The organism is Acinetobacter bouvetii DSM 14964 = CIP 107468, assembly GCF_000368865.1.
GTDB lineage: Bacteria > Pseudomonadota > Gammaproteobacteria > Pseudomonadales > Moraxellaceae > Acinetobacter > Acinetobacter bouvetii.
In genome coordinates this window covers 195,843-208,543 of sequence record NZ_KB849730.1, presented here as the reverse complement: position 1 = coordinate 208,543, position 12,701 = coordinate 195,843, and the positions used below count along the sequence as shown (strand labels likewise).

The following is a 12,701-nucleotide window of genomic DNA, read 5'->3' as shown; positions in this document are numbered from 1 at the left end:
TTTTTGCATATTGATGCGGGATGGAGCAGTCTGGTAGCTCGTCGGGCTCATAACCCGAAGGTCGTTGGTTCAAATCCAGCTCCCGCTACCAATTCTGATTAAGGTGCAACTTAATCGGGTACAGTTGATCAGTTTTCATTGAAAATGATTGGCAATTTGTATATAATTTTTGCACGTTGATGCGGGATGGAGCAGTCTGGTAGCTCGTCGGGCTCATAACCCGAAGGTCGTTGGTTCAAATCCAGCTCCCGCTACCAAGTTTCTAAAAGAGGCTCACAACTAGGTGGGCCTTTTTGCACAGTGGACTATGGTTTTCTGTGCACAATTGGGGCGATTTACGCCCTTTTTTATTGGCTATTGCGTAGTACTGGCATAAATTTGGTCAAATTGCCATATTTTACGACTACAATAGCTGGCATTGGTCTGCAGTGGTCATTCCGGCCATCAAATCTCATAATTTTGACGAGAGTAAATGAAGCTATCAAATAAAACTCAAGCACTTCAGGACTTAATTGCACCCGCTGTGCAGGCATGTAATGTAGAGCTCTGGGGCATTGATTTTGTGCCGCAAGGCAAGCGCTCGCTATTGCGTATTTATATCGACAAGCCGGTAGATGAAAACGCTGCGCCAATCATCAATGAAGAAGGCGAAGAAGAGCTGGGCCGCGGTATTGGCGTTCAGGATTGCGTGCGCGTGACGCAGCAAGTGGGCGCGATGCTGGATGTGCATGATCCGATTTCCGGTGAATATGCGCTGGAAGTATCATCTCCAGGCTGGGACCGCCCATTCTATAAGCTGGAGCAAATGACCGGCTATATTGGTCAGCAGGTTGCATTGCGCCTTATCAGTGCTGTAGATAACCGCCGTAAATTCCAGGCAAAACTTGTGGCCGTTGACCTTGAAAATGAAATGATTCAGGTTGAAGTTGAAAAGCAGCAAGTGCTGGAAATCGACAGTCACAATATTGATAAAGCAAATTTAATCTACCAAGATTCATTCAATAAATAAGAATCTGAACGAATAGGTGACTTATGGCACGTGAAATTCTTACCGTAGTAGAAACGGTTAGTAACGAAAAAGGTGTAAGTCGCGATGCAATTTTTGAAGCGCTTGAACAAGCTCTGGTTGCCGCGACTAAAAAGAAATTCTATGAAGGCACAAATTCTGAAGAAGCGCGCCTTCGCGTAGAAATCGACCGCCGTACAGGTGACTACAGCACATTCCGTCAATGGGAAGTGGTGGCGGATGAAGATCATGAAATGCCTGCTTGCCAGGATGCGATTTCTGATGTTGATCCTGCAAAATGGTCCATTGGCGATATCCGTGAACTTGAAGTTGAATCGATTGATTTCGGCCGTATCGCTGCGCAGATTGCGAAGCAGGTTATCGTGCAGAAGATTCGTGAAGCAGAGCGCGCATTAATTGCCGATGCTTATGAATCTAAAGTCGGTGAGCTGATTTACGGCGAAGTGAAGAAGCAGACTAAAGACGGCTTCATTATTGACTTAGGTGATAATGCTGAAGCCTATCTTGCACGCGAGGAAATGATTCCAAAAGAAATTTTGCGTCCTAAACAGCGTGTCAATGCGATTCTTTACAGCGTTAACCGTGAAGGCCGCGGCGCTCAATTATTATTGTCGCGTGCTAAGCCTGAAATGCTGATTGCTTTGATGAAAAAGGAAATTCCTGAAATTTCTGAAGAAATCATTGAAATCAAAGCGGCTGCGCGTCAGCCTGGCGTCCGTGCTAAAATCGCGGTGAAAACCAACGATCACCGCATTGACCCAGTGGGCGCATGTATCGGCATGCGCGGTACGCGTATCCAGGCGGTTCAGCAGGAACTGAATGGCGAGCGTATTGATGTTGTGGTGTGGTCTGATGATGCTGCGCAGTACATCGCCAGCGCTTTAGAGCCTGCGGATGTATCCGGCATTGTGATTGATGAAGAAGAGCGTACTGCTGACATCATCTTCGCTGCCAGCGATCAGCTGGCGCGCGCGATTGGCTCTCAAGGTCAAAATGTGCGTTTAGCATCTGAATTGACGGGCTACAAGCTGAACATGATGCTGGAAGATGAGTATCACGCACGTCAGCAAAATGAAGCGCAGCAGTATTTAGACATGTTTGTAACACGTCTGGATATTGAAGAAGACCTCGCGATGGCGCTGGTGGAAATGGGCTTCACTTCAGTCGAAGAAGTTGCTTATGTTCCAGCGGAAACATTCGATGAAATTGAACTGGATGCTGAAACTGTTGAATTGCTGCAAAGCCGTGCGAAAGAAGTCGCATTGGCGGATGCATTGAAACAGCAGGAAAACATTCAAGAGCCGAGTCCTGAACTTGCTGCAATGGAAGGAATGACTCAAGAGATCGCGTATGCGCTTGCTGCCCGCGGTGTAATCACAGTAGATGACTTGGCTGACCAAGCCACCGACGATATCGAAGATATTGAAGGCTTGGGCGCAGAAAAAGCAGGTCAACTGATTATGAAAGCGCGCGAATCATGGTTTAACTAGGAGGTAATATATGACGGACAAGTCGATTAAAGAGTTGGCGCTCAGCGTGGGTACCCCGGTTGAGAAGCTGCTGGAACAGGTTCGTGATGCAGGTTTGCCGCAAGGTAAAGCTGATGACATTATTACCGCCGAACAACAAAATGTACTCGTCAACCATTTGAAGAAAGTTCATGGTCAAGACGATGGACACGCAGGAAAAATCACGTTGAAACGTAAAACGACCAGTACAGCTAAAGTAGCAAGTACATCAGGTAAGGCGAAAACCATTAACGTAGAAGTTCGCAAGAAGCATACGTTTACCAAGCCTGATCCAGAACAGATTAAAGCTGAAGCTTTGGCTAAAGCGCAGGCAGACCAAAAAGCGCGTGAAGAAGCGGCAAGCCCGTCTTCTGCAGCGCAGCAAGAAGCGCCAAAACAGGGTGACTCTAAAGCTAAGCAGGCGCTTGAAGCTATGCGCGCTGCAGCCAAGCAGGAAACTGCGAAGCAGGAAGTGCCTAAAGCTGCAGTTGTGGTGAAGCGCAAGTCAAACAATAAGCCAATTGTGAAGCAAGTGGTTAAAGTGACTGAGACTGCTGAGCAGAAGAAAGCGCGTGAAGCGCAGACTGCGCAGCTGAAAGCGACTGAAGAAGCAGTGCGCCGTAAAGCGGCTGAAGAAGCGCAGCAGCGTACGCTTGAGCAAATGCGTCAGATGGCGTCTAAGTATACGTCTGAAGATACCACTGCAACCATTCGTGTTGTAGATGATTCTCCATTAGCCGCAGGCCTTGTAGGCCAGGCTTATGAAGATTCATTTGCCAAAGAAGACCGTGAAATCAAGCGCGGCGGCAACACCACGAATACGCGTTCGCCGAAAAAAGGCGGCCGCCGCGGTCAAGAAGAGCAATCTTTCAGCCACAATCAGCATAAACGCGGTTTGAAAACAAGCCAGGCAAACAAGCATGGCTTTGAAAAACCAGTTAAAAAGCAAGTGTATGATGTAGAAATCGGTGAAACGATTGTTGTTGCTGACCTTGCGCAAAAAATGGCGGTTAAGGTCCGTGAAGTTATCAAGTCACTGATGAAAATGGGTGAGCTGGTAACGCAGAACCAAGCGATTGAGCAAGATATTGCAGCGCTGGTTGTTGAGGAAATGGGCCATAACCCGGTTCGTGTATCTGATACGCAAGCTGAAGACAACTTGTTGGAAGCTGCTGAAGAAGCGCGCGGCGCGCAAACGACGCGTCCTCCAGTAGTGACTATAATGGGTCACGTTGACCATGGTAAAACGTCGCTGCTTGACCGGATCCGCCGCACTAAAGTGGCTGCAGGCGAAGCGGGCGGTATTACACAGCATATTGGCGCGTACCATGTGAAAACTGAGAAAGGCATTATTACTTTCTTGGATACTCCGGGACATGCGGCATTTACTGCAATGCGTTCACGCGGCGCGAAAGCGACAGATATCGTGGTGCTGGTTGTAGCGGCGGATGACGGTGTTATGCCGCAAACTGCTGAAGCGATTGATCATGCCCGCGCTGCAGGTACGCCAATTATTGTTGCAATCAATAAAATGGATAAAGAGTCTGCTGATCCAGACCGCGTATTGAATGAATTGACTGCGAAGCAGATCGTGCCTGAACAATGGGGCGGCGATGTTCCTGTTGCCATGGTTTCTGCGCATTCAGGCATGGGAATCGATGAGCTGCTTGATTTGATTTCTATCCAAGCTGAAATGCTGGAACTGAAAGCATCTGAAGAAGGCGCAGCGCAAGGTGTTGTTATTGAAGCGCGCGTAGACAAAGGCCGCGGTGCGGTCACGTCTATCCTGGTTCAAAACGGTACTTTGAAAGTAGGTGACTTGGTTCTTGCCGGTTCATCTTATGGCCGTGTTCGTGCAATGACAGATGAAAACGGTCAGCGCATCAAATCAGCGGGCCCTTCAATTCCTGTAGAAATCCTTGGCCTTCCAGAAGCGCCGATGGCGGGTGATGAAGTTCTTGTCGTTGATGATGAGAAAAAAGCGCGTGAAGTTGCCGATGCGCGTATGGACCGTGAACGCCAGAAACGTCTTGAGCGTCAAAGCGCAATGCGTCTTGAAAACCTTATGGCATCTATGGGCAAGAAAGATGTGCCTATCGTGAATGTGGTTCTTAAGACTGACGTGCGCGGTACTTTAGAAGCATTGCATGTTGCGCTGGCTGAGCTTGCAACAGATGAAGTGAAAGTGCGCGTCATCAGTTCAGGTGTCGGTGCGATTACTGAGTCTGACGTGACATTGGCTGAATCTTCAGAAGCTGTGCTTCTTGGCTTTAACGTCCGTGCAGATACAACTGCGCGTCAAAAAGCAGATGCAGACGGCATTGATATCCGTTACTACTCAATCATTTATGAATTGATTGATGACGTGAAAGCGGCAATGAGCGGCAAGCTTGCGCCAGAACACCGTGAAACAATTCTGGGTGTTGCTGAAGTGCGTGAAGTGTTCCACTCAAGCAAATTCGGCGCGGCAGCAGGCTGTATGGTGCTGGAAGGCATGCTGCACCGCAACAAGCCAATCCGTGTATTGCGTGATGATGTTGTTGTATTCCAGGGTGAGCTTGAATCTCTTCGCCGTTATAAAGAAGTGGTTGAAGAAGTTCGCGCCGGCATGGAATGCGGCCTGGCTGTTAAAGGCTACAAAGACATCAAAGTTCAAGATAAGATTGAAGTGTATGACGTTCAATTGATTAAACGGAGTCTTTAATGGCGGGTAGTCAGCGTCTTAAGCGTATGGCAGATACAGTTCAGCGCGAGTTGTCTGAACTGATCCGCCAGGAACTCAAAGATCCGCGTTTAGGTGGCCTAGTGACCATCTCTGCGGTGAAAGTCAGTCCAGACTTGGGTTATGCTGAAGTTTATGTCACTGTGATGGGACGTGAATTAGGTGATGAGCAAAGCGAAGCGGCGAATAAAGAAACTTTAGAGGTCTTGAACAAGGCATCAGGTTTCTTGCGTCATGAGCTTAGCCGCAGCATCAAGACACGTATAACGCCGCGTTTGCGTTTCCACTACGACAAAACCAATGCCTATGGCAACTATATGTTTGGCCTGATTGCAGAAGCAGTGAAGGACTTGCCTCCTGAAGATGCAAAAAAAGATGAAGAATAAGTCCTGCTAGGACAATAAAAAAGCCGCCTTCGGGCGGCTTTTTTATGACTTATAATTAGATAAAATAGTGAGGGATCTTAAAAATGCTATATCTGAGTGAGTGCCAATTATTGGTGATCCGAAACCTTGATCCGTTAAATAAATCCAAATTTGAATATAATTCTAATCGTTGGAGTAATCTACATCCAGACTTGAAATGTGCTGCACAAAATTATTGTGATGATGATATTTCAAGGGAGCATGTGATTGAAAGTTTTAAAAATTATTTTGATCATAAAGTTGGGGTGGAACTCCCTTTTGTACTGACGATGATTTGGGGCTTTGCTGATACTGGCTATGGTACATATAGAACAAATAAATATTATACTTCAGAGAATGTAAAGCGCATGCAGTCAGCCTTTATGCATGTAAAAGAGGAGAATATTCAACAAGCATATAAAATATTAAAATCGATTAAAGGATTGAATATTAGCTATATTTCTAAATTACTTTATTTTTCAACGCGCGCTTTGGAGCACTCAGATTACTTTTTAATATTTGATATTCGAGTTGCTCGGTCATTAATCAGATTGAGTTGCCCGCCAACACTGGTAAATTTAATTGATGTGAAACCATCTGATAAATTTGAACATTACAGTCAGTACAATGTTCAGATGCACCAATTAGCGCAACAACACAAAGTTAGTGCTGAAGCGCTAGAAATGTATTTATTTTTGTACGATGAATAGCATTATCTTTTTTACAGCTGATTTTCGCTGTCTTCATGCTTATTGTGAAATGCGCGGCGGCGGGTACGCTGCCAAGGCAAAGGGCGGTTTAAGGTTTCCGGCACATCCCCGCTCATAGAGCGAAGACGCAAATGCAATGCCGCCTGTGCAATTAAATTGGCGGATACTGGCGCAGTAATAAACGCCAGCAGAGTCAGCAGCAGTTCTGCAAAGCCAAGCCGCCCATGAAAGGCAGCATAAATAATGGCCGCAATTAGAAAGCTGCCTAGACCTAAGGTACTGGATTTGGTTGGGGCATGCAGGCGCATGAACAAGTCAGGCAGCCTCACCATGCCAATGCCGCCGACCAGCATGAAAAAAGCGCCAATAATCAGAAAAATAGAAACGGTGATTTCCATTGCGAGCTGCATTGAATATTCTCCTAATCAATCACATGGCCAGTGGTGAAATAACGGGCCAGCGCGGCGGTAGAAACGAAGCCCAGCATTGCAACCAGCAGCGCGCCTTCAAACATGGCAGTGCTGGCCCAGTAAATTTCCAAAATCACAATGAGGCAGGTTGCGTTCAAAAATAGAGTATCTAAGGCCAGCAAGCGGTCAACGATAGACGGCCCGATAATCAGCCGAATTAAGCAGAAAAGCATTGAGATCGTGACAGCGCCCAAGCAGATGGCCAGCGCATAAGGCAAAATAGTCATGATGATTCTCCTGGCTGAACACCGAAAATCTGCATCAGCGGTTTCTCATAGCGGTCTTTGATATTTTGAATTTCAGCTTCAGTATCATCGGCACTTAAAGCATGCACTAAGATATCGCCGCGGTCCTGATCAATGCCCGCAGACACTGTGCCTGGCGTAGTGGTGATGATCATTGCCAATAGGGTATTCACTTCTTCATGCTGTGTTTCCAAGGGAATCCGAAACCATTTTGGGTGCATTTTATGCATCGGGCCCAAGACCAATTTTGCGACTTTGATATTGCTGACAATGATGTCCCATAGCACCACAAAAAATAATCGAATGGCTGGGAGCCAATCAATATTGGGTGTACGCGCAATAAATGGGCGAACCAAGCGCGGAATGCCGACTGCCAAAATCAGCGCCATTAAAATAGTGCCTGCATCTAAGCTGTGGTTCAGCATCAGCCAGCTGAGTCCGACAATGACAGAAACCAGCGGATGAGGGAACCAGCGTTCAAAAACTGAAGCGATTTTCATCTATTGCGCCTCCATGGGCTTAAGCTGAGCATCTGCAGCGGATTCTTCTTCAAGCTTTTGCTGCAGTATCTGACGCTTTTTATATTCTGAAATATGTTCTCCATCCAAGGTTTCAGGCGCAATTAATTGCGGTATCAAATGCGCATTCGGATCTGCTGTTTCTCCGCCGTATTTGGTTTCTGGCAGGTTTTCAGGGTCAAATGGCTGGACACTGATTATCTCGCCATGTTCATCTTTTTTCAGCAGCACATTTTCATACATTACATTATTTTGGATTTGCTGCGCAGTATTCAGCACATACTGATAAATAGGCGCGGCGCATGCCATATAGGCAAGCAATCCTGCCAGCAGGATATAGATGGCTGTGTCATTGCGTTTCGGCGCTTCTGCGGGCAAAGCTTGATAAGCTTTGAATGCGATGGTTTCAGGGTTGTCTTCAGGCTTGCTGGCGCGCCAGAACAGAATAAAACCGACCCGCGTCATGGCAATAATGCTGAGCAGGCTGACAGCCAGCACCGTTAAAATAATCAGCAGCTGATGCGGTGATGAAGACGTCGCCTGTAAAATAAACACTTTACCGAGGAAACCGCTGAATGGCGGCAGGCCAGCCATCATCAGTGCAATAATAAAGTACGTGAGGGCGACAGTTTTGTGCTGTTTCATCTGCGGGGCAATTTTAAAATGATCTTTAAATTCAACGCGCTGAGAGGTAATCCATCCGCACAGCAGATAAAAAGCGGCCCCGGCCAAAGTGCTGTGCACCAGATAATACAGTCCCGCTGCCCAAGCCTGCGTACTGAACAGTGAAATGGCGATCAAGATGGTGCCGATCGAGGATAAAATCATAAAACCGACAAAACGGCGCAGGCGTTCTGCGCCAATTGCGCCAATCACGCCGTAAACCGAGGTGATTAAGCCAATCGGCAGCAGCCAGTTTTGCAGAATTTGCCGGCTGACCTCATCATCAAAGACTGTACCGTTGACCCGCAAAATGGCATAAATGCCGACTTTGGTCATAATGGTAAATAGTGCGGCCACTGGCGTTGCAGCCACAGCATAAGTTTTTGGCAGCCAAAACCCGACAGGAAGCATGGCGGCTTTAATGCCGAAAACCACGAAAAGCAAAAGCCCGCCTGCCACGGCCAGACGGTGCTGATCATGCTCCAATAATGGCATTAGGCGGGCAACATCCGCCATATTCAGGCTGCCGACACTGCCGTAAATCAGGCCTAAGCCAATCAGGAACAGCGCAGAAGCCAGCAGGTTAATGGTGACATAATGTACGCCCAGCTGAAACCGGGCCTTGCCTTGGCCATGCAGCAGCAGCACATAAGAAGCCATCAGCAGGATTTCAAAGAAAACAAAGAGGTTGAATAAATCTCCGGTGAGAAATGCGCCGCATAGCCCCATCAGCAGAAAATGGAACATCGCATGGAAATAGCGCCCGCGTTCGTCCCATTCTTTACTGGCGTACCACATGATGGGCACGGCCAAACCATAGGTCAGCACCAGCATGAACGCTGACAGCTGATCCAGCACCAAGACAATGCCAAATGGCGCAGCCCATTCGCCCAGATTATAAACACTGATTTGCCCCGAACTGGCAAAAATCAAATAGCTGACGGCAGTCAGCAGCCCGAGAATGGACGATACAAAACTGATGCCGCGCCGCCAAGGCTGACGCCAGTCCTGAGCGAGTGCGCCAGAACCGGGATTGCCTAATAGAACGAGCAGAAATGCAGTCAATGCCGGAATTAAAATACTGAAAATTGGAGTGTGCTGGGCCCAAAATTGGATGAAGTCATTCATTATGGCTCATCCTCCCGCGGATCAAATTGCGGTATTTCCTCTTTAGCATCGACGTGATCTGTTCCTGATTCAAAACGGCTGCGCAACGCCAGCTGCACAATAAAGGCGGTTGTGGCAAATCCAATCACAATTGCCGTCAGCACCAGCGCCTGCGGCAATGGATCGGTGGATTTGGCTGTTTCAGTCAATACCGCAGGGGCGTTGATTTGAATGCGGCCCATGGCGAATAAAAATAGGTTGACGGCATAGCCGATCATCGCCAAGCCAAGCACCACAGGAAAAGTACGCGCCCGCAGGATTAAGTAAATGCCTGTCGCAGTCAGTAAGCCAATGGCAGTAGTCAATAAAAATTCTAAACTGATCATGTGCTTATCCTTTAGGTACTGGACCAGACATGCTGGAATGCCGGGAATCGCCCAGAACGGAAATCATCAGCATGGTTGCGCCGACAACTGTGATATAGACCCCAACATCAAATAAGGCTGCACTGGCTAAATGCATCTCGCCGATAACAGGCGGATGAACATAAATGTGCGCGCTGGTGAGGAATGGGCGCCCCCAGAACCACGCGCCAAGGCCAGTGAAACCGGCAACCACAAGGCCAATGCCGATCCAGATTTCATACAGGCGTCCGGATTTGGCATGAAGCAGGCGTTCAGCCTGATCCTGGCCGAGGGCAATATACTGGATGATCAGCGCCAATGAAGTGATCAGCCCTGCAATAAATCCGCCGCCGGGCAAATTGTGCCCGCGCAGGAAAATGTACAGGCTGACCACCAAGGCCAGCGGCAGTATCCAGGACGCCGTGATGCGGAACATCAGCGGTGAGGGATTAAAACGGTAGCTCAGCCCTTGGGTAATCGTGGTGCCGTGCGCCCGCATGCCATCCATCAGGCAGAGGGCGCCAATTGCGGCGATCCCCAAGACCGTGATTTCACCGAAGGTATCGAACCCGCGGAAATCAACCAAAATGACATTCACGACATTGGTGCCGCCGCCCAGCGGAATCGACTGCTGCATGAAAAACCATGAAATTGAATTGTGGTCACGGGTCAGAATCAGCCAGGTAATCCAGGCAATGCCCGCGCCCCCGCCAATTGCAATCAGGGCATCGCGCCAGCGCCGCGAAACGCTGGATTCATAAGGCGTTAACTGAGGAAGTAACGACAGGCTCATCAGCAGCAGCACTGTGGTGACGACGTCGACCGTAATTTGCGTTAAGGCCAAGTCCGGCGCAGAGAAGCAAATAAAGACCATGGTCACCACTAGACCTACAGCGCCGCTGATCAGAACCGCTTTAATGCGTTCATGATGGAACCACAGCATCATCCAGCAGGCAGAGAACAGCAGCATCCATAAAACAATGGCGATGGCAGGCGCATGAGTCAGTTCACGGGTGCCTGTGCTAATGCCTTGCGAGGTCAGCGGCACGGCAACAACCGCGATGCTGAACAGGATAATCCATATCAAGTAGCTTTGCAGTGATCCGTTTTCTGTTGCCCGCTTGAATTTGCGTGACTGCAGCAAAAGATGCTTTAAAAAAAGGTCAAATAGAATTCTGCCCTGAAACTTGCCCAGCGCCGGATCAAGGTCAATTGAGCGGATACGCCCGCCTTTGGCCAAAGAAAAATAGAAGATGATGCCGCCGAATAGCGCGATCAGGCTCATGACCAGCGGAATGTTGAAGCCATGCCAGAGGGCGATATGCACGCCTTCAAAGGCAAAATTCTGGGTGCTGGCCTGTGCCGTGCTATTCACAATTTGCTCTATCAGCAGGGCAGGGAGCAGGCCCACTAAAATGCAGAGAACAGCTAAAAGCGTTGCAGGCGCACGCATTCCGAATGGCGGTTCATGCGCATTTTTGTTGGGCACATCTTTGCCGACCGGGCCGTCAAAAAAGACCCCATGCACCAGGCGGATAGAGTAGGCGACGGCAAAGATCCCCGCCAGTGTTGCGGTAATTGCGGAGCCAATCAGAATAGGCCCGGACAGTTCACGCAGCAGTTCGGTAAAGAACATCTCTTTAGACAGGAAGCCGTTGGTCAGCGGTACGCCAGCCATAGAGGCGGCGGTGATCATGGTCAGGGTGGCGGTAAAGGGCAGCAGCTGCCATAAGCCGCTGAGCTTGCGCAGGTCACGGGTGCCGGATTCATGGTCGATGATGCCGGCAAGCATGAACAGGGCCGCTTTAAATGTCGCGTGGTTAATGATATGGAAAATGGCTGCGGCTACGGCCAGCGGCGAACCGATGCCCAGCAGGCAGACGATCAGGCCCAAATGGCTGATGGTCGAGTAGGCCAGTAAGCCTTTTAAATCTTCTTTGAAAATCGCAAAGAATGCCGCCATGCATAAAGTAAACAGGCCGACAAAGGTCACAATATTATGATAGAGCGCTGCGCCGGCAAAAATCGGCAGCAAGCGAGCCAGCAGGAAAATTCCGGCTTTGACCATGGTTGCAGAGTGCAGGTATGCAGAGACCGGTGTGGGCGCGGCCATGGCATTCGGCAGCCAAAAGTGGAACGGAAACTGCGCGCTTTTGGTAAATGCGCCGATTAAGGTCAGCAGCAGAATCGGCACAAACAACGCATGGTTTTGAATGAGTTCCCGCATGCCGAGAATTTGGTCAATTTGATACGTGCCAGTCACTTGGCCGAGTAAAACAAAGGCCCCCAGCATGCACAGCCCGCCCATGCCGGTAATGGTGAGCGCCATGCGTGAACCGCGCTGGGCGGCTTCGTAATTGCTCCAGTAACCGACCAGCAGGAAAGATGAAATACTGGTCAACTCCCAGAAGACCAGCAGCAGCATTAAGTTGTTTGACAGTGAAATGCCCAGCATGGCTGCCATGAACAGCATGAGCATCATATACAGCTTGCTGAGGGAGTTTTTAGGGCTGAGGTAATAATACGCGTAGATATAAATCAGTGTGCCGATGCCGGTGATCAGCAGGGAGAACAGCAGGCCCAGTGAATCTAAGCGGAAGCTGAAATCCAGGCCCAGCTGGGGAAGCCATGACCATGTTTGAATGAGCACTTGGCCATTAAAGACGTCTTTTGCCTGAGTCAGGAGCAGCGCTAAACTGCTGATGCTGACCCCAATAGCCCCAAAGGCTGTTGCTCCGCGGGAGAACTGCTTGAGCCAGGAAACAAGGCATGTACCCAGCACTAGCGGTAACAATATAATAATCGGCAGCACACTCGTATCCATTGTCGTGATTAGGTTATGCACCTAGAGTGAATCTTCATCTTTCAAGCGTTTCAGGACAGCAAGGAGCGATCCAAAGTGTTTAATCTTGAAAGCCAATGT

11 protein-coding genes and 2 tRNA genes are annotated in these 12,701 nt (G+C 48.9%); 7 read left to right on the top strand and 6 right to left on the bottom strand.

Features of this window, described 5'->3' with window-relative positions:
* The first annotated feature begins 14 nt into the window (after window positions 1-14).
* The 7 genes from F941_RS15610 (at window position 15) to F941_RS15580 (ending at window position 6,371) form a co-directional block, all read left to right on the top strand.
* Window positions 15-91, top strand: a tRNA-Met gene (locus tag F941_RS15610).
* 89 nt (window positions 92-180) lie between these two features.
* Window positions 181-257: transfer RNA gene (locus tag F941_RS15605), tRNA-Met, on the top strand.
* Between the two features lie 215 nt (window positions 258-472).
* On the top strand, window positions 473-1,009 hold the full coding sequence (rimP, locus tag F941_RS15600) for a ribosome maturation factor RimP (RefSeq protein ID WP_005013289.1): 537 nt from the start codon (window positions 473-475) through the stop codon (window positions 1,007-1,009).
* A 23-nt stretch (window positions 1,010-1,032) separates the two neighbouring features.
* Window positions 1,033-2,517 carry a transcription termination factor NusA gene (nusA, locus tag F941_RS15595; protein WP_005013286.1) on the top strand — a complete coding sequence of 495 codons (1,485 nt, stop codon included), beginning with the start codon at window positions 1,033-1,035 and terminating at the stop codon, window positions 2,515-2,517.
* 10 nt (window positions 2,518-2,527) lie between these two features.
* Window positions 2,528-5,239: a translation initiation factor IF-2 gene (infB, locus tag F941_RS15590; RefSeq protein ID WP_005013285.1), complete on the top strand. Its 2,712-nt coding sequence runs from the start codon at window positions 2,528-2,530 to the stop codon at window positions 5,237-5,239.
* Complete coding sequence (locus F941_RS15585) at window positions 5,239-5,643, top strand: ribosome-binding factor A (RefSeq protein WP_005013277.1); 405 nt, start codon at window positions 5,239-5,241, stop codon at window positions 5,641-5,643. Before infB ends, F941_RS15585 begins: the two co-directional genes overlap by 1 nt.
* An 83-nt stretch (window positions 5,644-5,726) precedes the next feature.
* Window positions 5,727-6,371, top strand: coding sequence for an 8-oxoguanine DNA glycosylase OGG fold protein (locus tag F941_RS15580; protein WP_005013274.1), 645 nt, complete (start codon window positions 5,727-5,729; stop codon window positions 6,369-6,371).
* Between the two features lie 11 nt (window positions 6,372-6,382).
* Here the strand turns inward: F941_RS15580 and F941_RS15575 are convergent, their stop codons facing one another.
* The 6 genes from F941_RS15575 to F941_RS15550 are packed head-to-tail and all read right to left on the bottom strand — an operon-like array spanning window position 6,383 to window position 12,602.
* On the bottom strand, window positions 6,383-6,781 hold the full coding sequence (locus F941_RS15575) for a Na+/H+ antiporter subunit G (RefSeq protein ID WP_005013273.1): 399 nt from the start codon (window positions 6,779-6,781) through the stop codon (window positions 6,383-6,385).
* A gap of 11 nt (window positions 6,782-6,792) precedes the next feature.
* Entirely contained in the window at window positions 6,793-7,068 is a 276-nt protein-coding gene (locus F941_RS15570; RefSeq protein ID WP_005013270.1) for a monovalent cation/H+ antiporter subunit F, read from the bottom strand.
* Window positions 7,065-7,586 (bottom strand): Na+/H+ antiporter subunit E, encoded by a 522-nt coding sequence (locus tag F941_RS15565; RefSeq protein WP_005013268.1) that lies wholly within the window; start codon window positions 7,584-7,586, stop codon window positions 7,065-7,067. The genes F941_RS15570 and F941_RS15565 overlap by 4 nt, the downstream gene beginning before the upstream one ends.
* The gene (locus F941_RS15560; protein WP_005013266.1) at window positions 7,587-9,395 is read right to left on the bottom strand and encodes a monovalent cation/H+ antiporter subunit D; all 1,809 of its coding nucleotides are present in this window, start codon (window positions 9,393-9,395) and stop codon (window positions 7,587-7,589) included.
* The gene (locus tag F941_RS15555; RefSeq protein WP_005013260.1) at window positions 9,395-9,760 is read right to left on the bottom strand and encodes a Na+/H+ antiporter subunit C; all 366 of its coding nucleotides are present in this window, start codon (window positions 9,758-9,760) and stop codon (window positions 9,395-9,397) included. Before F941_RS15555 ends, F941_RS15560 begins: the two co-directional genes overlap by 1 nt.
* A gap of 4 nt (window positions 9,761-9,764) precedes the next feature.
* Window positions 9,765-12,602 (bottom strand): monovalent cation/H+ antiporter subunit A, encoded by a 2,838-nt coding sequence (locus F941_RS15550; RefSeq protein WP_005013257.1) that lies wholly within the window; start codon window positions 12,600-12,602, stop codon window positions 9,765-9,767.
* Window positions 12,603-12,701: the final 99 nt, after the last annotated feature.